Below are 19,762 nucleotides of genomic sequence, written 5' to 3' on the forward strand. Positions count from 1 at the left end.
GAGAGTTATTATGCTGACCAGTCTGTTCGTTACCCTCGGCCTGATGCATCTGATTGCACTGGCCAGCCCCGGCCCCGATTTCGCCCTGATCCTGCGTACCAGCCTGCACCGGCCGACCGCTCTTGGCGCGGCGCTGGGCATCTCGCTGGCGATCATGGTACATGCCACCCTGAGCCTGACCGGGATCAGCATGCTGATCGCCAGTCACCCGCTGCTGTTTATGGTGATCAAGTGCTGCGGCGCCCTCTATCTGGGCTGGTTGGGGTGGGGCGCCCTGATGGCGGCTCGCCAGCAGAGCAGTACAGTGATGGCCAGCGCCGCCAACGAGCTGCGCGGCTGGGGCAGGGGCGTGCGCACTGGCCTTGCCACCAATCTGCTCAACCCCAAGGCGCTGGTGTTCTTTATCGGTCTGTTGGCCGCCATGGTGACGCCAGAGGTGGATGGGATGACCCGCAGCCTGCTGGTGGGCGAGCTCTTCATCATCTCCCTCTGCTGGTTCGGGCTGCTGGCGTGGAGCCTCTCCACCGATCGTGCCCAGCGCCTGCTGCTGCGGGTGCAGCGGCCGCTCAATCTGGTGACCGGCGTGCTGTTTGCGGTGGTCAGCCTCTCCATTCTGGCGAGCATGGGCGCCGAGCTGGTGGCCTGACGAGTCGGCGCATGGGCCTATACTCCAACAAGGTTTGCCTGTCAGGAGTGCCCGGCCATGCGTCTACTGCCTCTTTGCTGGTTGCTGGGGATGACCCCGGCGCTGGCGGCCCCGGTTCAGCTCAAATTGCTGGAGTGGGGCTATCTGCCAGCGGGTTATGAACAACAGTTTGCCGACTACGCCAAAGCCCATGGGGTGGAAGCGACGGTCAGCCGGATCGAGCCGCTGCTGACCGATTTCGACAGCGTCTACCGCGCCCTGCGCACCCGCAGCGCCGATGTGGTGCTGCCGACCAGCTACTTCTACAAGGCCCATCACCAGCCGCTGTTCAAGCTGCTGCTCCCCATCGATTTCAGTCGCCTGCAGCACTACGCCGAGGTGAAGCCCGCCCTCAAGAACACCGAGTATGACAAGCAGGGGGAGCGCAACTACTCGGTGCCCTTCTCCTACGCCATGTTCAGCCTCGCTTATGACAGCAAGCAGGTGCCGCAAGCGCCCACCAGTTGGCAGGTGCTTGCCAACAGCTCGCCGCCGGGTCAGTTTGCCGAGTTCTGCGACCAGTTTGAGCCGCTGCTCTTTTCGGTGCTGCTCTCCCTTGGCAAGTCGCCCGCCCTGTTTGCCAGCGGCGAGATGCTGGCCGACAAGACCTTGCAGCAAGAGGTGGAGCAGCAGCTCTCGCAGCGGCTGCGAGCCAGTCGCGGTTTCTGGTTCAATCAGGCCAACCGCTGCGAGGATCTGCGCCAGCAGACCTTTGCCACCACCTGGGGGCTGGAGCTGGTGGAGTGCAACAAGCAGAACGATCAGCAGTGGCGGATCGCCATGGTGCGGAGGGGGCCATCTATGCCCTCGATGCGATCTCCATCGCCCGCCATGTCGGGGATGAGTCTGCACGGCTCAAGGCGGCCTACCTGCTGGTGGATTTTCTGCTGAGCGCGCCGCTGCAACGCCAGATGCTGGTGGGAACGCCCACCATCTCGGCCAGCAATATTGCCTCCCGGCCGCCCCTCAGCCCGCAGGAGCAGGCGGTGCTGCCGGATCGCCCGCTACCGGAGTTTGACGAGCGGCTGCTGGTGCCTGCGCTGCCCGCCCATATCAAGAATCGTTACAAACGGATGGTGCAGCAGGCGATCGTCGCCAGCGGCAAAGAGGGGCTGGTCAAGCAGTGCCCCTGGGATCTCGATAACTGATGAATGAGCCTGCCGCTTCTCCGGCGGCAGGCAAGTTTGCGCAAGATGGCTGATGATCGGTCATCGCGCGTTCCAGGGCATTCCCCCGTTCAACTCACGCTGCTCGCTGGCCTCTATCGTTTGAAAAAACTGAGCGCTTTCCGCAGCCCCATTTAGCCGGATTAAACAACCGAGCCCTCGCCAGATTGCCGTTCGTACCCTGGCTGACCCTGTACAAAAGTGCCTCAATTGTGACAACTTGGATGTGAGCTGAACAATCCTGATCTGTCCCTTGTGGGAAGGTGATGAATAGGTTATTTCTCTGTGACATTGGCGGCATCCGGCACGGGTTCTCCAGTCATGTGGTGCTAAATCCACAGCAAAAACAATCGGTCAATGCAGGAGCAAATATGAAAAAGGTCGTGATGGTTGCCGTGGCTGCGGCCCTTCTGGGTGGCTGCGCCGTCAAGAATCAGGTATCCCACAGCTTGCAGGCGATCCCGCTGACTGCCTTCCAGCAGAGCGAGAGCAACCCCAATCAGCGCGTCTACAAGGAGCCGGGCGTTGACCTGCGCCAATACAATGAGGTGCTGCTCGATCCGCTGCAGTTTATCCGGCAGGAGAACGGTCAGTGGTATCTGCTGACCGCCAACGAACAGAACCAGATTGGCCGCTACTACCACGACAAGTTCCAAAGCGAGCTGATCAAGCAGGGCGTCAAGATCGCCTCCGCCCCCGGCCCGAAAGTGATGCGGATCCAGGCCGCCGTCACCAACTTCGACCTGACCCGCCCCGACCCCAAGCTGCGTGACCTGCTGCCGGCCAAGATCGCCATCAATGTCACCCGCGAAGTGATCGGCAAGGAGCCCTACCTGCTCAAGGTGGGCAGCATGGCCCAGCTGCTCGACTCCCAGAGCGGTAAGCTGCTGGTGCGGGTGATGGATGCCCGCGAGAGTACGGATACTACCCACAAGGATGAGCCCATCACCGCCGGGGAGATGGAGAAGATGATCGACCAGTGGGCGGCCAGCCGCGCCAAACAGCTGGCGGACAATCTGGGGCGCTGATCGATTGGTGCGTCCAAGCGGGGCGCAGCGGGAGCCTTTTGGGCTGCAATAATGGCAAGATGTTGATAAGGTGGTCATTTTGCAGGCAGGAGAAAATGATATGAAACGCGTGTTGTTACCCATCCTTGTTGCTGGCCTGTTGAGTGCCTGCAGCACCTCGTCACCCACGCCGGAATGTGCACCGATGGCGGGTGGCTGGCAGAGTCAGCCGTTGCCCAATGCTGAAGGAGAGGCTGCGCTGGCCAGCGTGCTGGCTCGCATGAACACGGCCGCCAAACTGCAGAGCATCCGCGAGGTGCGCAGCCAGGTGGTCTCCGGGGTCAACTACGACATCGAGTTCCAGCTCGACAACGGAGAGGTGTGGAACACCCGTGTCTATCGGGATCTTGCCGGCAACTACCAGATGACCCGCACGGCTGCACAGGGCGAGCTTCCTCCCTTGCCTTGCGTCAAGGCCAAGTAATTCCTGCTTGTTGAGCCCCTCGTCAGAGGGGCTCATCTGACCAGAAAATTTCTGCTTTTCTCCCCGCATTCTGACAGTCAGGATGACCCCTCCCGTGACCGCATCCTCATAGAAAAGGAACCGCTATGAATCGCCACCCCTGCATCAAACACTGGAGCGAGCTGCAAGAGCAGACGCCGCGCTACTACTCCGGCAGTCAGGAGCCCCTTTCCCGCGGCTGTGCCCTCGGCAAACACTTCGGCTTTAGCCGCATCGGCATTCACCACGAGATTGTCGAGCCCGGTCATCGCACCAGCTGGCCCCATGCCGAAAAGACTGAAGACGAGTTTGTTCACGTGCTGGAAGGGACGCCGGATGTCTGGCTCGATGGTGTCCTCTATCGGCTGCAACCGGGGGATTCGGTCGGCTTTAAGGCCGGTGACGGGCTGGCCCACGCCTTTATCAACAACACCGAGGAGATCGTCCGCCTGCTCTGCATTGGCGATACCGATCGGGAGGACAACCGCATCCACTACGCCGTGCATCCCGAGCGCAATATCACCCTTGGCAAGCTGCACTGGGATGACGTGCCCGAGCGCGAGCTGGGTGATCACGATGGCCTGCCCGACAAGCTGCGCGAGAACAACGGCCCCTTCTAGGGCGCAGCTCTTCTGCGCACCAGCTATGCACCACCCGATATAAAAAAGCCTGCCGCGTGGCAGGCTTTTGCTATCTGTTTGCCGCCTGTGGCGTGCAGCGTTTATTGCAGGTTGAGCCCGCCCAGATAGTCGCGCTTGCCGAGATCGACCCCGGCGCGGCGCAGCAGGGCGTAGGCCATGGTGAGGTGGAAGTAGAAGTTGGGAATGCCGTACTCATGGACGCAGGTATGGCCATCCATCCCCTTGCCGCCCGCCCAGTGGGGCACGTAACGGCCGCTGGCGTACTGGCTGTAGTCCGCGTCCAGCTTGCCTTGCACATAGCTGATGGTCTTGCCGATATGCGCGCGCAGATCGGCGATGGTCTTGGGCTCATCGCCCATGGCCGGCAGCTCGCTGTGGCTGGCGGTGGCGACCACGGTACGGGCCGAATCGCAGCAGATCAGCACCTGCTTGCTGAAGGGCAGCATATCGACGATCAGCCGATCGCCGAAGAAGTTGTCCACGTTGAACTGCTTCGCCGCGGCGTGGGCCTCGGCCTTGGCCAGACAGTGATCCAGATTGGTCAGCATCTTGATGAACTGGGCGGTAATGTCGCGATTCATGAGCACTCTCCATCTTGTTGAAACAGCGGCCCGCGTGTGAGGCCACAGTGAATGAGACTGGCTAATCGGCCACCAATATACCCCAACCGCTGCCGGGTTCGAGCCCGCCACGACGAAAAGGGTAGGGCAGCGCTACTTCGCGCGACAACCGCTGGCCAAGCAGCCCTGCTCGCTTTTTGAACCTGCGAGTCCCTTATCGCCCCTTTTTTGATCTGTGACATAAATCACCTTTTTTCAGGGGCGTAGGCTGAATGCCGTTGTCCTGGACAGGCGCCCGCGCATCCGCCAGGACACAAGAAAAGGAGAATGAGATGAAGATCTATGACCGTAACCGCAATGTGCTGAACCTGGGTCAGCGTGTGATGATTGCCGCCACTGGCGCAGTCGATTTTCTGAAAGAGGCCCACACCGACAACATGACCCCCTATCAGGCGGAGCATGAGAAGTGCGTGCTGCTGGCAAACTCCGGTGAGCGCTACGCCCCCATCGAGTTGATTAGACTAGGCTGATCCCTTTCCCTGTCACCCTACTCTTTACAATTCACCCGGCCACCGCGCCCCATCTGGCGGCCGGGGTTCTGATCTCCCCCTACCTGTTTTGCCCCACTCTTCTAACGCACCGCTGCAAGCCGCTTTGAGTCATCGTGTAGGTTCGATTAGCGAGGCGTCATCGAAAGATCCCGTTGCTTACGGCCTGCCAGCATGGAGGCTCATTTCTGATTGGCTGGCTGGAGCCGCCGCAAATAGCCGCCTGTCTGCATGGCGGATCAGCAGCAGAGGCGACAGCAGCGTGAGCAGCAGCCAGTGGGTGTGGGGCAGGATAAAGCTCCAGATGATCTCGTGTGGCAGCCAGGTCGAAGCGGTTGCCGTCATAAAGGCGAGGTCATAGGTTTGCCACAACCAGAGTCCGGCAAAGAGCGGCAACAACAGCGGGCGGGGTATCAGCAAAAACAGGGGTAAGTAAACACACGCGAGTAAGGCGCTGAACTCCAGCATGGTTGGTGCCAGTTCAGCAAAGGTCCTTTCTGTAGAGAGGCCACTCCATTCGAGGGAAGTATCCTCGGTCAGTGCAGGCCACCACGATACGTATTGAAACAGGGTAAACGAGATCATAAACAGCAGGCTGGTCAGCAGCGCCAGCGCCGTTTTTCGTAACAACCACAACCCAATCCGGTGCAGTGTCGGTATCCACTTAGACATTAATGACTTCCATCTGATGACGGGGCAGTATGCCGCGGTTGAAGACACCGTCAAATATCTAGATTTAATTTTTTCTTATATATTTCGAGCCTATTCTTAGCTCGAATCAAGAAATCATTATATAACAACATCTCAGAATGAAGTTCCCCATATACGACTCGAGATGTTGGCTCAAATATCATATCCGTAGAAAAATACCCCTTACCTCCAGCGAATGGCTTGTAATTTGGAGGGATTCGACTTTCATCCAGTGAGTCACCAATTAAATAGCCATAAAACTTATTGATCTTACCATTAGATTTTGCAGCCAAAAGCCTAGCGTACTGAACAAGATCATTGACATGCTCTTGTATATAAACACCTGGGGCTTTAAATTCTATTATAATGGCTGCTTAAAAATAGCAATGTCGGGGCGTTTCAATCTATGCTCTTTATTATTATGAGTAAAGAGAGACTCTAGACTAATATCAATGTCATTCTCAAAAACAAATTCCCCGCGATCATTCCAGGGAATGGAAGATAGCGGTTTATCTGAAGCTATATGCTCAAAATAATGATATTCTTCATTTAAAATCCAAATGTCATGGTCTATAGTTTCCCGGTTATCCTTACCTGTTGGAAAAAATATATTATGAATTATTTTTTCATGCTCAATTCTATGCTCTTGTGTTCTTTGACAATCAAGCATAGCACCAAGTGCGTATCCAAGAACCTCAATCATTGATGCTCTTCTAACAACCAATTGAGATAAATTGGCCATGTCCATTTTTTTAATCGTCGACGTATATTTCCACGATAATTCACTCACCTTGCTTCTAAATGAGGCATCACGTGGATCAAGGCCAACAAGTTCTTTTTTCAAATCAAATATATCAGATGTTTCATCAACAATCTCATCTTGATATTTTTTCAGAACTCGTTTAGCTATACTACTTGGTGTATCGGTATACCTTATTTTTATGTTAGTGGAGAAAATCATTTCCTTAGATATACCAAATCTATCACCTGTTATATTGATAAGTTCATCCCTGTCAAAATCACTCGGTGTAAGCACCTCATATATATAGTCCTCAAGAGAGGAAATAATGTCAGCAAGAGAATACTCTGCATTAAAATATCCTCCATGTACGCAGTCATCAGGAATTAAAAATCCATCACGCTGTTCATTTACCTTTCCCTCTAAGTAACTACTTTCAACTAGAATCAACTCGAACTTATCATCAATTGGTGTTTTTCTTTCATGCGTATTTTTTAAATAGTGTTTTATCAATGACTTTACTACTGCGGAGTTAGCACAAAGAGCAACATCATGCTCCAAACTAATAATAGATGTTTTAGGAAATGAATATCGACTAACGTTTAATAACTTGTCTCCATCGTAATTATGTCCATGTGTGCAATTAAGCAAAATTGACGTTATAGATGAAGGCTCTGGCAGGTCAGTAGAACAAATACATTCGCTCTCAATACTATCATTTAGCTTTGATGTTACCTTTACATTAAAGTCACCAATTATATTTTTTATAATCAGCAACCGTTGTAAGAAGGCTATAAAAAGATAATCCCTTATAGCTTTGGCAGAGAAGTCATAATGTAGCCCCCCCTCTGGGAAAAATTTTTTCCTTGCATGATCACTAAGGCCACTTAGGGTAACAATTGTTTTTATCTCGCTATCTGTATCTATGTCACATTTGAAGTCTGACTCTGATATTTCACGAGTATTTTCATTAATTAATAACTTTTTTCGATTAAATGTTCCATCAGAACATATACTGTCAATGTTGAGCTTTCTAAAGAAATGGAAGAATTGTATTCTCCCTGCGCCCTTACACTTGCCAATACCTTTAATATCAAGGTGGTCTTTAAACGTTGAGTCTTTTGTAACGAAAGCCCTTACCTGCTCTTCGCCGAATCCAAAACCATTATCAATACAACGAACAATCAAGTCATGTTCATCTAAAAGCAATGAGTTACTTATAATGTCAAATTCAAGCTCGATATTCAGGTTAGGTACACTCTTTTCTACAGCCCTTCTAATCAGATAAGAATCGATGGCATTTGAAAATAGTTCATCAATAACGACATATTTATTAGTGCTCATATAGGTGTTTTTCAGACCACCCCTGATATCTAATGCCATTATAAACCTCCAAGAACTGGAATTCTAATTCATCTACTATACACAACAAATAAAACAAGTAAATATCTCAACAACTTTAAAATTAATAATGGTAAAGTTAACTCCCATATATAATGGTAATCAACGATAAAAAATCATAACCCTTACCATGAGTTTAATATTGAGATAGGTCCGTAGGTCCGAATAGCGAAGAGTATTCGGACGATCGCGTCATTAAAACTATCGCTATGAACGCTAGATAAAAACCAACCCGGCCTAAGCCGGGTTGGTTGTATCAAAAGGCGGGAAAAATCAGAGCGCTTCCAATCTGGCATAGGCCGTCACCAGCCACTTGGCGCCGACGTCGTCGAACTGGATTTGCACCCGGCTCTGCTGGCCGACCCCTTCGAAGTTGAGTACCACCCCTTCCCCGAATTTCGGATGGAGCACCCGCTGGCCGAGCTTGATGCCGCTGGCGTCAAAGCTCTGCTGCACCTCGTTCTGGCTAAAGCGGCCGTACTGGGTGGGGCGGCTGACCTGGGTGCGCAGCCGGATCTCTTCCAGACACTCGGCGGGCATCTCGCGGATAAAGCGGCTCGGCTTGTGGAACATCTCGCGGCCGTAGATGCGGCGGCTCTCGGCATAACAGATGTAGAGCTTCTCCATGGCGCGGGTCATGCCGACGTAACAGAGGCGGCGCTCCTCTTCCAGCCGCCCCGACTCCTCGGTGGATTGCTGGCTGGGGAACATGCCCTCTTCGACGCCGACCAGCAGCACCAGCGGGAACTCCAAGCCCTTGGCGCTGTGCAATGTCATCAGCTGCACCGCGTCGGCCTCTTCATCGGCTTGTCCTTCACCGGCTTCCAGCGCTGCGTGGGCGAGGAAGGCGGAGAGATCGCTCATATCCTCCAGCTCGTCCGGGCGCTGGTACTGGCGGCAGGCGGTGACCAGTTCGTCCAGGTTCTCTACCCGCGCCTGGGATTTCTCGCCTTTTTCCGCCAGATACATCGCCTTGAGGCCGGAGTTCTGGATGGCGATATCCGCCTGCTGGTGCAGCGGCAGCAGGGAGACCTGCTCCTCCAGCGCGTCGATCAGCTCGACAAAGCCGCGCACCGCGTTGCCGGCGCGACCGGTCAGCACCTTGTCGTTGAGCAGCGCCTTGGCCGATTGCCACAGGTTGAGCCCCTGATCGCGGGCGTTGCCGCGCAGGATCTCGAGGGTGCGATCGCCGATGCCGCGGGTCGGGGTGTTGACCACCCGCTCGAAGCTGGCGTCGTCGCCGCGGTTGTTGATAAGCCGCAGGTAGGCCATGGCGTCCTTGATCTCTTGCCGCTCGAAGAAGCGCAGGCCGCCGTAGATGCGATACGGCATGGCGTCCTGCATCAGCGCCTCTTCCAGCACCCGTGACTGGGCGTTGGAGCGATAGAGGATGGCGCAGTCGGCCAGGAGGCCGCCCTTTTCCTTCCAATCCTTGAGACGGCCGACCACGAAGCGCGCTTCGTCCACCTCGTTGAAGGCGGCGTAGAGGGAAATCGGCTCGCCCTCGGCCCCTTCGGTCCACAGCTCCTTGCCAAGGCGCTCGGCGTTGTTGGCGATAACGCTGTTGGCAGCCTTGAGGATATTGGCGGTGGAGCGGTAGTTCTGCTCGAGGCGGATGGTCTCGGCCCCCTGATAGTCGGTCAGGAAGCGCTGGATGTTCTCGATCTTGGCGCCGCGCCAGCCGTAGATGGACTGGTCATCGTCGCCGACGATCATCACCTTGCCGCTGTTGCCCGCCAGCATCCGCAGCCAGGCGTACTGGATGCCGTTGGTATCCTGAAACTCGTCCACCAGGATGTTCTGGAAGCGGTCGCGGTAGTGCTCGAGGATGTGCGGCTTGTTGAGCCACAGCTCGTGGGCGCGCAGCAGCAGCTCGGCAAAGTCCACCAGACCGGAGCGATCGCAGGTCTCCTGATAGGTCTTGTAGATCTGCTGATAGGTGCGGGTGACGGGATCGCCGTAGAGGTCGATGTCGCCGGGGCGCAAGCCCTCATCCTTCTTGCCGTTGATGTAGCCCATCACGGCGCGCGGGGCCCAGTGCTTCTCGTCGAGGTTGAGCGCCTTGAGCACCCGGCGGATCAGTCGGTACTGGTCGTCGGAGTCGAGGATCTGGAAATCCTGCGGCAAGCCCGCATCCAGATGGTGGGCCCGCAGCAATCGGTGGGCGATACCGTGGAAGGTGCCGATCCACATGCCGCGCACGCCGTCGCCGATCACCTTCTCGACCCGGCCGCGCATCTCGGCCGCCGCCTTGTTGGTAAAGGTGACCGCGATGATGGAGAAGGGTGAACAGCGTTCCACCTGCATCAGCCAGGCGATACGGTGCACCAGCACCCGGGTCTTGCCCGAACCGGCACCGGCCAGCACCAGCAGGTTGCTGCGGGGCGCCGCAACGGCATCTCTTTGCTTGTCGTTGAGCCCGTCGAGCAGGGTTGAAACGTCCATCACCACTCCTGTTTATTTATACAGGCGGGGATTATACGGCCTGAGCGGCCAGAGACCAACCAGCAGGATCAACGAAGGGGGCGGTGATAATCTCGATATTGGCCCAACACATCGCCAGAAAAGCTCAATAACATGGCGCGTGGGGAATCCAGCACTTGATGGACGGGATCAAAACGAAGGGAGGCAGCGTGCAAACGGCCTTCAGGTAAGGTCACTTCCGTGTCTCCCATTATGAGCTGGCCATCTTGATAATGCCCATGCTGGAAGTGCACGATGACTTCATTCGCCATCAAGGTGCCCTGCCTGAGCTGCAGTGACTCTCGTTGCATCTCTCGCAACGCAAAGAGAGTGGACAATGAGGGACGCCCGTTGGGCATCCGCTGCATATATTCACGGGTGGTTAATTGATATTGCAATTGACCCTGACGATCGAAAACACTCTCCCGATAATCTTTGTAGCGTGCCAACATACCGGCAGCTTGCGCCGTCGGTATCAGCAAAAAGAGCGCCCCCAGCAGGAGCGCTCTGCATTGTTTACAGCTGATCGGCACAGCTGACCTTGTTTCCATCCAGATCGGTACAAGATACAAAGACTTTGTCAAAGGTCGACCCAGCCACCGGTGTCATTTGGGTTGACCAGTCATAACCCACCCCCTTGGCATAGATGGTGGTGCGACTGTATTGATCTTCCTGCATCCAGCCGATGTACTTGAGTGCACCGTAATTGTTTTGGGCATGAAGCGCCTTGAATTCATCGCTCGAGATCAGGCACATGGGTTCTCCCATTGCTTTGGACAGTTCTGCATCCCGCATACCCACAGCACAGTTGCCAGATACCTTGATGGTCATATCGCTGCGATCCAGCATCTCGTCAAAGAACGGGATAACGTTGATGTTGAATTTGACGCCAACCTCTTTGGGCTCCCAGCCCATGCCGGTATTGACGTACTTGATCTTGCGATTTGTCCACTCGACAGTGGGCTCCTTGCCCAAGAAATGGTTCGCCAGCTGGGTCAGTAATTTGGTGTTGGCGGCGATATCCTCTTCAGTCAAAGAGTCGTCCAGCTTGCTCTGATCAATGGTCAGCGCAATGTCTACCGCTTGCTTCAGCTGAGCTTTGGCCTTGCCCAAGTGCATCTTGGCATTGTCGGTCAGGCGGAAGAAATCGGGGTGGCTCATCAGGCTATCCGGCTCGATATCCACCGGGCTGAACTGGGTCTTGAAGGTGCTGGCATTCTCACCATAGATGGTGTTTTGCTGTTGCCCATCCGAAGAGTAAGTGATGAGCATGCGAGGCAAGGTCACCTCTTCTTCCTGAACAGAATAGGCTTTGTCCGGGCCATATTGGTATGACGCGGCAATATTGAGTGCCGATGCCATCGCCATGGCTGAGGCGCGCAGGGCCTTTGCTCCATCGAAGTTGAGGGTGATGGCGTCGTTCTCACCATAGCGCGCGTTGTACTCCGGGTCCTGGATATCGGCCAGGCTGGCGGCAACTTTGTCCATGCTATCGGCATAGGTCCCCATCAGCTTGGCTACGTCGCGGGTATACCCTTTGTCACCTTTGAGGATAACGGAGGCGGAATAGGGGGTGTGGATGATGACATCGATCACTTTGGCCAGGTTGGTGCTGTAATTCACACCCATTTCAGAGGAGGTAAAGCCCAGACGTTCTGCCACAACAGGGTCGTTGGTCACTTCGAGCATGGCCAGTGCGGCCAGCACGATCTGGCGGTCAACCTTGCCATTATCTGTGGTTTCCGCCAGCAGAGTGTCTTTGTACTCCTTGAGTTTCTTTTCAACGTTAAGGGTCTTCAGGTCGGTCAGCGCTTGTAAATCCGAGAGCACCTTGTCGACCGCGACAGAGCGGCCATTAATCACTGCCAGCGAGGCATTCATATGTGCTGCGGCAGCTGTTGTATCAACCACTTTTTTGTCGATCTGCGCCTGTTTCAGGGCTTCATTCAGGCTGGTATTAAAAGCGTCATCGCTGTCAAAGCGCAGGGTATTACCCAACTTGGCGATGACATCAGGCTTCAGGGTGATGCCGTTCGCAGGATCGTTGTCAGCATCCATGGTTTGCAGCAGGGCGGCGATACGAATGGCGCGATCCTTGTCACCCTTCTCGGCGATGGTGTAGGGGGTCACCATGGTCTGGCCCTTTTTAACCTGAGTTTCTCCAAGCGGGATTGAGCCCAGTTTGAAGGCGCAGGTATCGCCGTCATTAAAGAGGAACTGGCCTTGCTCATCGGTGAGCGCGGTGTAGCTGCCACAGGTGTAGTTCAAACCGACTACTGCACTATCAATAAAGGTGGCGGTCAAAGTCGGCTTGGTGGCGTTTCCACCATTGCCGCCGTTATTGCCATTGTCACTGCTGGCGCCGTCGCCACCACCGCCACAACCTGCCAGCGCCAGGCTGGATAACGCTGCCACAACCGATAAAGCCAGAACATTCTTTTTCATTTTTATTTCCCTGAAACAACGATACGTATGCCACCTGTACCAAGCTGAGGAGGCCAGATAGGAGAGAGTGGCATGGATTGATATACAGTACTCAATTGACATTATTGTTAGTTGCATTTGAGCCCGTGCGGTAAGCATTATACAGGGGCTCATATGGTTTTCATATTGATCTGGATCCCGCCTATTGATGAATTGTGAGATAGCCGAAGTTTCAGATGTATGACGTTTTGTTATGACGACCAGAATGAGGAGGGGCCTTTAACCGCAAAACAGGTCAGCGTAATTTTGCGAGCCGGATCACGGGCTTGCCGGGGGGCTGGATGAATAACAGGGGAAAACGGTTTACAGTAACTTGCTGAACAATAAGAGAAATGTCGTTTGGGTCTTTTGGTTGTTAGCATAAAAAACTGAAAAGTAGCTTAAAAACAACTGCTTATAAGGTTATTTGCTTAGAATTCAAACCGTTAACGCAAACGTTTTTCCCTTATCATTTGCTTGACCCGCATCGGGGCTGACTTAGAGTAAGCCTGCGTGCTAGATAGCCTGCTCTGACAGGCAAGCAAGTTCCCTCACTTAATAACAATCAAGGATACGATCGTGACTAAAGTGCTCAAGCTGGCCACTGTGGCCTCCCTCACTCTCGCTGCTCTCTCTGCTCAGGCTGCTTCCGAGCCAGCCGTCATTTATGACACCGCGGGCAAGTATGACAAATCATTCAACGAAGCCGTGTTCCGTAACGGCGTCGAGCTCTATAACAAGGACAAGGGCGTCAAGGTCAAAGAGTTTGAACCCCAGAACGAAGCCCAGCGCGAGCAGGGTCTGCGCCGTCTGGCCAGCCGTGGCAACGGCCCGATCGTGGCGGTCGGTTTCAACATGGGTTCTGCGGTAGAGAAGGTTGCGACCGAATTCCCGAAAACCCAGTTCACCATCATCGACATGGTGGTCGACAAGCCGAACGTCCAGTCCGTCATCTTCAAGGAGCATGAAGGTTCCTTCCTGGTGGGCGCGCTGGCTGCCATCGCTTCCAAGAGCGGCAAAGTCGGCTTCGTGGGCGGCATGGATATCCCGCTGATCCGCAAATTCCAGTGCGGTTACGAGCAGGGTGCCAAGTTCGTCAATCCGAAGATCGAAGTGTTCCAGAACATGGCGGGCTCTACCCCGGCCGCGTTTGCTGACCCGGCTAAAGGTGCCGAGCTGGCCAAGTCCCAGTTCGCCAAGGGCGCTGACGTGGTTTACGCCGCAGCTGGCGGTACCGGTATCGGTGTCTATCAGGCAGCCAAGGACAGCGGCAAGTTCGCCATCGGTGTGGACTCAAACCAGAACCACCTGCAACCGGGCACCATGCTGACCTCCATGGTCAAGTCTGTGGGTCTGGCCGCTTACCAGACCTGGGATGATGCTGCCAAAGGCGAGTGGAAGCCGGGTATCAAGAACCTGGGTCTGGCGGAAGGCGGTGTGGATTGGGCGCTCGACAAGGACAACGAGAAGCTGATCACCCCGGAAATGAAAGCCAAGGTGGATGCCATCAAGGCTGAAATCATCGCTGGCAAGGTCAAGGTTCATGACTACATGAGCGATAACACCTGCAAATACTAATTAGATAGCTGCTACGACTCTCAACGCACCACCGGCCCGCACGGGCCGGTTTTTAGTCTTATTTCATGAAACGCAGGGCTGCATCATGGACCAGACAGATCGCTATGCCATCGAATTAAGAGGTATCGATAAGCGGTTCGGCGAAGTGTACGCCAACAAGCTGATCGACCTTAAGGTTCGCAAAGGCAGTATCCACGGCATTGTCGGCGAAAATGGCGCCGGTAAGTCCACCCTGATGAGCATCATTTATGGTTTCTACCATGCCGACAAAGGCGAGATGCTGATCGACGGGAATCCTTTCAAACCCCATGGCTCACAAGATGCGATTGCCGCAGGGGTGGGCATGGTTCACCAGCACTTCATGCTGGTCAATAACTTCACTGTATTGGAAAACGTCATCCTCGGCGCTGAGAACGGCTGGCACCTTCAGCAGAGCGTGGCGTCAGCCGAAAAGCTGCTGGGCGAACTGGCGCGGGATTATGGCCTCGACGTGCCGCTGCACGAGAAGGTCGAAGATCTGCCGGTGGGTTTGCAACAGCGGGTCGAAATTCTCAAGGCGCTCTATCGCGGCGCCCGCATCCTGATCCTCGACGAGCCGACCGGGGTACTGACCCCGCAAGAGGCGGATCACCTGTTCGAGGTGCTGAAAAAGCTGCGGGATCAGGGGGCGACCATCATCCTCATCACCCACAAGCTGCGGGAGATCCTGGCCATTACCGATCAGGTCTCCATCATGCGCCGTGGCGAGATGGTGGCACACGTCGCCACCAAGGATACCGACAAGGAGCAGCTGGCCGAGCTGATGGTGGGCCGCAAGGTACGCCTCAAGGTCGACAAGGGGCCAACCCAACCCGGTGAAGCCAAGCTGAAGATCGAAGGGCTCAGCTATTTCGACGCCAGCAAGGTGGAGCGGGTCAAATCGGTCAGCTTCGAGGTGCGGGCCGGTGAAGTGGTCGGCATCGCAGGGGTCTCCGGCAACGGTCAGTCCGAACTGCTCAGCCTGCTTGGCGGCATTCTCAAGCCGAGCAAGGGCGGCTTCACCATCAGCAGCCGCAGCGGCGTGCACAAGGTGAGCGCGGAGCACCCGGCCGATCCCGAGCTGGTGCGCAACTACGGCCTCGGTCATGTGCCGGAAGATCGCCACAAGATGGGGCTGATCAACCGCTTCGAGGCGAAAGAGGCCTTTATTCTCGGTTATCACCGTCGCCCGCAATACAACAAGGGGTGGCTGCAGAACAAGGAGGCGATCCAGCAGGATTGTCAGGCCAAGATGGAGAAGTGGGACGTGCGCCCGCCTCATCCCGATCACAAGACCGCCAACTTCTCCGGTGGCAACCAGCAGAAGCTGGTGATTGCCCGTGAAGTGGAGCAGGACCCGGATGTGCTGTTGATCGGCCAACCGACTCGCGGGGTCGATATCGGCGCCATCGAGTATATCCACCAGCAGATCATCGCCATGCGCGATAAGGGCAAGGCCGTCTTGCTGGTCTCGGTGGAGCTGGACGAGATCATGAGCCTCGCAGACCGGATTCTGGTCATTGCCGACGGTCGCATCGTCGGCGAGCTGGATGGTGCCAAGGCGGATGAGCGCACCATTGGTCTGATGATGGCAAACATAGTGCCGGACGAAGTTGCCAAGGAGGCCCACTGATGAGCCAAGTACGTATTCCTGCCTGGGTCTCCGTAGGCGTCTTGTCTGCGGTCAACATCCTGCTGGCCTTCCTGGTGTCGGCCATTCTGTTCTACTACCTCGACATCAACCCGGTCGATGCCGCCAAGATCATGTGGTACGGCGCGTTCGGCACCGGTGAAGGGGTCGGCTTCACCCTCTACTACGCAACCGGCTTTATCTTTACCGGTCTGTCGGTGGCGGTCGCCTTCCACGCCGGTCTGTTCAACATCGGTGGTGAAGGTCAGGCCTATATCGGTGGGCTCGGTGTCGGTCTGGTCTGTCTGATGCTCGGCGATGTGCTGCCGTTTGCCCTGCTGTTGCCGCTCTCCATCATTGCCGGTGGTCTGTTCGGTGCGGCCTGGGCCTTTATTCCGGCCTGGCTGCAAGCCAAGCGCGGCAGCCATATCGTGATCACCACCATCATGTTCAACTTCATCGCCGCCTCGCTGATGGCCTATCTGCTGGTGGAGGTGTTCAAGCCGCCCGGCTCGATGGCGACCGAGAGCAAGGTGTTTGCCGAAGCAAGCTGGCTGCCCAAGATGAGCGGGCTGGCTAGCCTGTTCGGGATGGAGATCCCCAACAGCCCGCTCAATATCAGCTTCTTCTGGGCGCTGATCTGTGCGGCGCTGGTGTGGGTCTTTATCTGGCACACCCGCTGGGGTTACGAGATCCGTTCGGTCGGCGCCAGCCAAAGCGCCTCCGCCTACGCCGGTATCTCCTATCCCAAGGTGGTAATCCTGGCCATGGTCATCTCCGGCATGCTGTCGGGCTTCTTTGCCCTCAACGTGCTGCAGGGTGAGCTGCACCAGATCAAGCTCAACTTCGTGGAAGGGTTCGGCTTCACCGGTATCGCGGTGGCGCTGATGGGGCGCAATCATCCGGTCGGCGTCATCATCGCCAGCCTGCTGTTCGGTTTCCTCTATCAGGGGGGCGCAGAGCTCAGCTTCGAGTTCGGTGTCGACCGCAACATCGTGGTGGTGTTGCAGGGTCTGGTGATCCTGTTCTGTGGCGCCCTTGAGCACATGATGCGTCCGCGCATCGAGCAGCTCTATCTGGCGTTTGCCAACCGCTCAGCCGCGCAAGCTAAAGGAGTCTGATCATGTTTGAAATTCTGATCCTGATGCTGGATGCGACCATTCGGACCGCACCACCGTTGATTCTTGCCGCCATGGCGGGCATGTTCTGCGAGCGCTCCGGGGTGGTCAATATCGCGCTGGAAGGCAAACTGCTGGCGGCGGCGTTCGCCAGTGGTGCGGCGGCGGCGGTCTCCGGTTCTGCCTGGATAGGTCTGGGTGCCGGGGTGGGTGTCTCCATCCTGTTTGCCCTGATGCACGGTTTTGCCACCATCACCCATCGCGGTGATCAGGTGGTGAGCGGCATGGCCATCAACATTCTGGCGGCCGGTCTGACCGTCACCCTGGGCCGTTACTGGTTCGATCAGGGTGGCCAGACCCCGGCGCTCTCCGGGGATGCCCGTTTCGCCCCCATCGATCTGCCCTATGCCAAGGAGCTGTGGGATGTGTCGGTGATCGGCCAGCTCTACAGCGAGCTGCTGAGCGGCCACTCCCTGCTGGAGTACGTGGCATTTGCCTGTGTGCCGCTGGCCTGGTGGGTGATGTTCCGTACCCGCTTCGGTCTGCGTCTGCGGGCGGTGGGCGAGGCGCCCGCAGCGGTCGATACCGCCGGTATCTCTGTGGTGCGGATGCGCTACACCGCGCTCCTCATCGGCGGCCTGCTGGCCGGTATCGGTGGCACCTATCTGGCGGTGGCCCAGACGGCCCAGTTCATCCCCAACATGAGTGCGGGCAAGGGCTTTATGGCGCTGGCGGCGCTGGTGTTCGGCAAGTGGCGCCCCTGGAATGCCATGGCAGCCTGCCTGCTGTTCGGCTTCCTCGATGCGGTCGCCATCCGGCTGCAAGGGGTCAGCATCGGTGGCTTCGCCATTCCGGTGCAGGCCATCGAGGCGCTGCCCTACATCCTGACCGTGTTCCTGCTGGCCGGTTTTATCGGCCGCGCGGTGGCGCCGAAGGCGCTTGGTACACCTTATGTGAAGGAGCGGGAGTAGCGCCTTTTATCGCAATATTCCCGATCACACAGATAACAGCAGGCCCACTTCGGTGGGCCTGTTTTTTATGGTTTGAATGGCTGGTTACAGCAGGAACAGGGTCGCCAGCCCGAGGAAGATAAAGAAGCCGCCGGTGTCGGTGATGGCGGTGATCATCACGCTGGCACCGACTGCCGGGTCGCGGCCGAGGCGGGTCATGGTCATGGGGATGATGACCCCCATCAGGGCGGCCACCAGCAGGTTGAGCATCATGGCCAGGGTCATTACGGCGCCGAGCGCCGCATCCTGATAGAGCAGATAGGTGGCGATGCCCATGGTGCCGCCCCACACCAGCCCGTTGATAAAGGCGACGCCAAGTTCCCGCAGCAGCAGGAAGGAGAGGTTGCCTGCCTGAATGTGCTGCAGCGCCAGCGCCCGCACTATCATGGTGATGGTCTGGTTGCCGGTGTTGCCGCCGATCCCGGCGACGATGGGCATCAGGGCCGCCAGCGCCACCAGTTGGGAGATGGTGTGCTCGAACAGGCCGATCACCCGCGAGGCGACAAAGGCGGTGCAGAGGTTGATGGCAAGCCAGGCCCAGCGGGTCTTGACCGCCTTGGAGACCGGGGCGAACACATCTTCATCCTCGCTGATACCCCCCATCCGGCGCAGGTCGGTGTCACTCTCCTCATAGACCAGATCCACCACCTCTTCGACGGTGAGGCGGCCCATCAGCTTGCCCTTGCCATCCACCACGGCGGCGGAGAGCAGGTCATCCCGCTCGAAGGTGCGGGCCGCCGCTTCGTCGTTATCCTCCGGATCGAAGGTGACCGGATCTCGCTCCATCACATCGCTCACCAGGGTGGCGGGCTTGTGCAGCAGCACCGTGGTGAGGGCCAGCTCCCCCAGCAGGTGGTTGCGCCGATCGATGACGAACAGCTTGTCGGTGTTGGCGGGGATCTTGCCGCGCAGGCGCAGATAGCGCTGGACGGTGGCGAGCGTCACCTCGGGGCGGATGGTGATGATCTCGAAATCCATCATTGCGCCGACGGTGTGCTTGCCGTAGCGGATCACCTCCCGCACCCGATCCCGCTCTTCGGGGGCCATATAGGTGAGCAGCCGCCCCATCAGGTTGCGGGGCAGGTACTGGCCCAGATAGATCTGGTCGTCGATATCCAGGGTGCGCAGGGCGTGCAGCAGCTCCTTGTCGCTCATCCCGCTGATGAGGCTGTCCCACACCGTCTCCGACGCTTCGACCAGGATCTGGCCGCGCTTCTCCTCCTCCACCAGTGCCCACAGGGCATGACGCTCATCGGGCGGCAGCGATTCCAGCGCATCGGCGACGTCGGCGGCGGGCAACCCGTTGACCAGCGTTGTGAGTTCGCTGGTCTGATCGCGCTGCTCGGCATCCTGCACCACCTGCGGATCGAGCAGGCTGTCGGTGAGGGCATCATCGCGCAGCAGCAGGGTGAGAATGCGGGATCTGTCATCCGCGCGCTGCCGGGCGCTGTTCTTGATGGGAAGAGACATGGGATGAATTCCTGAGATGGTAGCCAAGGGCTCAATGCCCATAGGATACCAGACTTAAAACAACAGGTTATGA

At 56.6% G+C, this 19,762-nt stretch carries 16 protein-coding genes and 1 pseudogene; 10 read left to right on the forward strand and 7 right to left on the reverse strand.

Going from position 1 to position 19,762, the window contains the following annotated elements:
• Window positions 1-10 precede the first annotated feature (10 nt).
• The 5 genes and pseudogenes from ACTG2W_RS13590 to ACTG2W_RS13610 all read left to right on the forward strand — a co-directional run bounded on the left by ACTG2W_RS13590 (window position 11) and on the right by ACTG2W_RS13610 (window position 3,980).
• A complete protein-coding gene (locus ACTG2W_RS13590) occupies window positions 11-646 on the forward strand; it encodes a LysE family translocator (RefSeq protein ID WP_058059345.1) in 636 nt (211 codons plus the stop codon).
• Window positions 647-703: 57 nt separating this feature from the next.
• Window positions 704-1,833: pseudogene (locus tag ACTG2W_RS13595) on the forward strand (ABC transporter substrate-binding protein).
• A 389-nt stretch (window positions 1,834-2,222) separates the two neighbouring features.
• The gene (locus tag ACTG2W_RS13600) at window positions 2,223-2,879 is read left to right on the forward strand and encodes a DUF3313 domain-containing protein (protein ID WP_421309143.1); all 657 of its coding nucleotides are present in this window, start codon (window positions 2,223-2,225) and stop codon (window positions 2,877-2,879) included.
• 100 nt (window positions 2,880-2,979) lie between these two features.
• The gene (locus ACTG2W_RS13605; RefSeq protein WP_026034886.1) at window positions 2,980-3,342 is read left to right on the forward strand and encodes a cystatin domain-containing protein; all 363 of its coding nucleotides are present in this window, start codon (window positions 2,980-2,982) and stop codon (window positions 3,340-3,342) included.
• Between the two features lie 125 nt (window positions 3,343-3,467).
• The gene (locus tag ACTG2W_RS13610; protein WP_201992797.1) at window positions 3,468-3,980 is read left to right on the forward strand and encodes a cupin domain-containing protein; all 513 of its coding nucleotides are present in this window, start codon (window positions 3,468-3,470) and stop codon (window positions 3,978-3,980) included.
• Window positions 3,981-4,081: 101 nt separating this feature from the next.
• Here ACTG2W_RS13610 and ACTG2W_RS13615 read toward each other — a convergent pair whose 3' ends face one another.
• Window positions 4,082-4,582: a DUF1993 domain-containing protein gene (locus tag ACTG2W_RS13615; protein ID WP_421309145.1), complete on the reverse strand. Its 501-nt coding sequence runs from the start codon at window positions 4,580-4,582 to the stop codon at window positions 4,082-4,084.
• A 311-nt stretch (window positions 4,583-4,893) separates the two neighbouring features.
• Between ACTG2W_RS13615 and ydfZ the strand changes: the two genes are divergently transcribed.
• Window positions 4,894-5,091 carry a putative selenium delivery protein YdfZ gene (gene ydfZ / locus ACTG2W_RS13620; protein WP_005342516.1) on the forward strand — a complete coding sequence of 66 codons (198 nt, stop codon included), beginning with the start codon at window positions 4,894-4,896 and terminating at the stop codon, window positions 5,089-5,091.
• Between the two features lie 177 nt (window positions 5,092-5,268).
• Here ydfZ and ACTG2W_RS13625 read toward each other — a convergent pair whose 3' ends face one another.
• The 5 genes from ACTG2W_RS13625 to ACTG2W_RS13645 all read right to left on the reverse strand — a co-directional run bounded on the left by ACTG2W_RS13625 (window position 5,269) and on the right by ACTG2W_RS13645 (window position 12,949).
• Window positions 5,269-5,781 (reverse strand): hypothetical protein, encoded by a 513-nt coding sequence (locus ACTG2W_RS13625; RefSeq protein WP_421309147.1) that lies wholly within the window; start codon window positions 5,779-5,781, stop codon window positions 5,269-5,271.
• A 379-nt stretch (window positions 5,782-6,160) separates the two neighbouring features.
• Window positions 6,161-7,921 (reverse strand): hypothetical protein, encoded by a 1,761-nt coding sequence (locus tag ACTG2W_RS13630; RefSeq protein ID WP_421309148.1) that lies wholly within the window; start codon window positions 7,919-7,921, stop codon window positions 6,161-6,163.
• A 291-nt stretch (window positions 7,922-8,212) separates the two neighbouring features.
• Entirely contained in the window at window positions 8,213-10,384 is a 2,172-nt protein-coding gene (uvrD, locus tag ACTG2W_RS13635) for a DNA helicase II (protein ID WP_440016278.1), read from the reverse strand.
• A gap of 68 nt (window positions 10,385-10,452) precedes the next feature.
• Window positions 10,453-10,854, reverse strand: a complete 402-nt coding sequence (locus ACTG2W_RS13640) for a hypothetical protein (RefSeq protein WP_439997853.1) — start codon at window positions 10,852-10,854, stop codon at window positions 10,453-10,455.
• A gap of 64 nt (window positions 10,855-10,918) precedes the next feature.
• Window positions 10,919-12,949: a hypothetical protein gene (locus ACTG2W_RS13645; protein ID WP_439997852.1), complete on the reverse strand. Its 2,031-nt coding sequence runs from the start codon at window positions 12,947-12,949 to the stop codon at window positions 10,919-10,921.
• Between the two features lie 495 nt (window positions 12,950-13,444).
• Here ACTG2W_RS13645 and ACTG2W_RS13650 point away from each other — a divergent pair, with 495 nt between their 5' ends.
• The 4 genes from ACTG2W_RS13650 (at window position 13,445) to ACTG2W_RS13665 (ending at window position 18,180) form a co-directional block, all read left to right on the forward strand.
• Complete coding sequence (locus tag ACTG2W_RS13650; RefSeq protein WP_005340803.1) at window positions 13,445-14,443, forward strand: BMP family lipoprotein; 999 nt, start codon at window positions 13,445-13,447, stop codon at window positions 14,441-14,443.
• A gap of 85 nt (window positions 14,444-14,528) precedes the next feature.
• Window positions 14,529-16,094, forward strand: coding sequence for an ABC transporter ATP-binding protein (locus ACTG2W_RS13655; RefSeq protein ID WP_005342527.1), 1,566 nt, complete (start codon window positions 14,529-14,531; stop codon window positions 16,092-16,094).
• Entirely contained in the window at window positions 16,094-17,212 is a 1,119-nt protein-coding gene (locus ACTG2W_RS13660) for an ABC transporter permease (RefSeq protein WP_005340798.1), read from the forward strand. The genes ACTG2W_RS13655 and ACTG2W_RS13660 overlap by 1 nt, the downstream gene beginning before the upstream one ends.
• A gap of 2 nt (window positions 17,213-17,214) precedes the next feature.
• Complete coding sequence (locus ACTG2W_RS13665; protein ID WP_257687607.1) at window positions 17,215-18,180, forward strand: ABC transporter permease; 966 nt, start codon at window positions 17,215-17,217, stop codon at window positions 18,178-18,180.
• Window positions 18,181-18,264: 84 nt separating this feature from the next.
• Here the strand turns inward: ACTG2W_RS13665 and mgtE are convergent, their stop codons facing one another.
• On the reverse strand, window positions 18,265-19,689 hold the full coding sequence (mgtE, locus tag ACTG2W_RS13670) for a magnesium transporter (RefSeq protein ID WP_101530414.1): 1,425 nt from the start codon (window positions 19,687-19,689) through the stop codon (window positions 18,265-18,267).
• Window positions 19,690-19,762: the final 73 nt, after the last annotated feature.

Origin of the sequence: Aeromonas sp. 96A (assembly GCF_051919165.1) — a bacterium.
GTDB classification, from domain to species: Bacteria; Pseudomonadota; Gammaproteobacteria; order Enterobacterales; family Aeromonadaceae; genus Aeromonas; species Aeromonas veronii.

What these genes read in the sequence shown, in the direction of transcription:
- ACTG2W_RS13590 (WP_058059345.1), top strand. Translation starts at nt 11, where the DNA reads ATGCTGACCAGTCTGTTCGTTACCCTCGGCCTGATGCATCTGATTGCA.
- ACTG2W_RS13600 (WP_421309143.1), top strand. Translation starts at nt 2,223, where the DNA reads ATGAAAAAGGTCGTGATGGTTGCCGTGGCTGCGGCCCTTCTGGGTGGC.
- ACTG2W_RS13605 (WP_026034886.1), top strand. Translation starts at nt 2,980, where the DNA reads ATGAAACGCGTGTTGTTACCCATCCTTGTTGCTGGCCTGTTGAGTGCC.
- ACTG2W_RS13610 (WP_201992797.1), top strand. Translation starts at nt 3,468, where the DNA reads ATGAATCGCCACCCCTGCATCAAACACTGGAGCGAGCTGCAAGAGCAG.
- ACTG2W_RS13615 (WP_421309145.1), bottom strand. Translation starts at nt 4,582, where the DNA reads ATGAATCGCGACATTACCGCCCAGTTCATCAAGATGCTGACCAATCTG.
- ydfZ (WP_005342516.1), top strand. Translation starts at nt 4,894, where the DNA reads ATGAAGATCTATGACCGTAACCGCAATGTGCTGAACCTGGGTCAGCGT.
- ACTG2W_RS13625 (WP_421309147.1), bottom strand. Translation starts at nt 5,781, where the DNA reads ATGTCTAAGTGGATACCGACACTGCACCGGATTGGGTTGTGGTTGTTA.
- ACTG2W_RS13630 (WP_421309148.1), bottom strand. Translation starts at nt 7,921, where the DNA reads ATGGCATTAGATATCAGGGGTGGTCTGAAAAACACCTATATGAGCACT.
- uvrD (WP_440016278.1), bottom strand. Translation starts at nt 10,384, where the DNA reads ATGGACGTTTCAACCCTGCTCGACGGGCTCAACGACAAGCAAAGAGAT.
- ACTG2W_RS13640 (WP_439997853.1), bottom strand. Translation starts at nt 10,854, where the DNA reads ATGTTGGCACGCTACAAAGATTATCGGGAGAGTGTTTTCGATCGTCAG.
- ACTG2W_RS13645 (WP_439997852.1), bottom strand. Translation starts at nt 12,949, where the DNA reads ATGTCAATTGAGTACTGTATATCAATCCATGCCACTCTCTCCTATCTG.
- ACTG2W_RS13655 (WP_005342527.1), top strand. Translation starts at nt 14,529, where the DNA reads ATGGACCAGACAGATCGCTATGCCATCGAATTAAGAGGTATCGATAAG.
- ACTG2W_RS13660 (WP_005340798.1), top strand. Translation starts at nt 16,094, where the DNA reads ATGAGCCAAGTACGTATTCCTGCCTGGGTCTCCGTAGGCGTCTTGTCT.
- ACTG2W_RS13665 (WP_257687607.1), top strand. Translation starts at nt 17,215, where the DNA reads ATGTTTGAAATTCTGATCCTGATGCTGGATGCGACCATTCGGACCGCA.
- mgtE (WP_101530414.1), bottom strand. Translation starts at nt 19,689, where the DNA reads ATGTCTCTTCCCATCAAGAACAGCGCCCGGCAGCGCGCGGATGACAGA.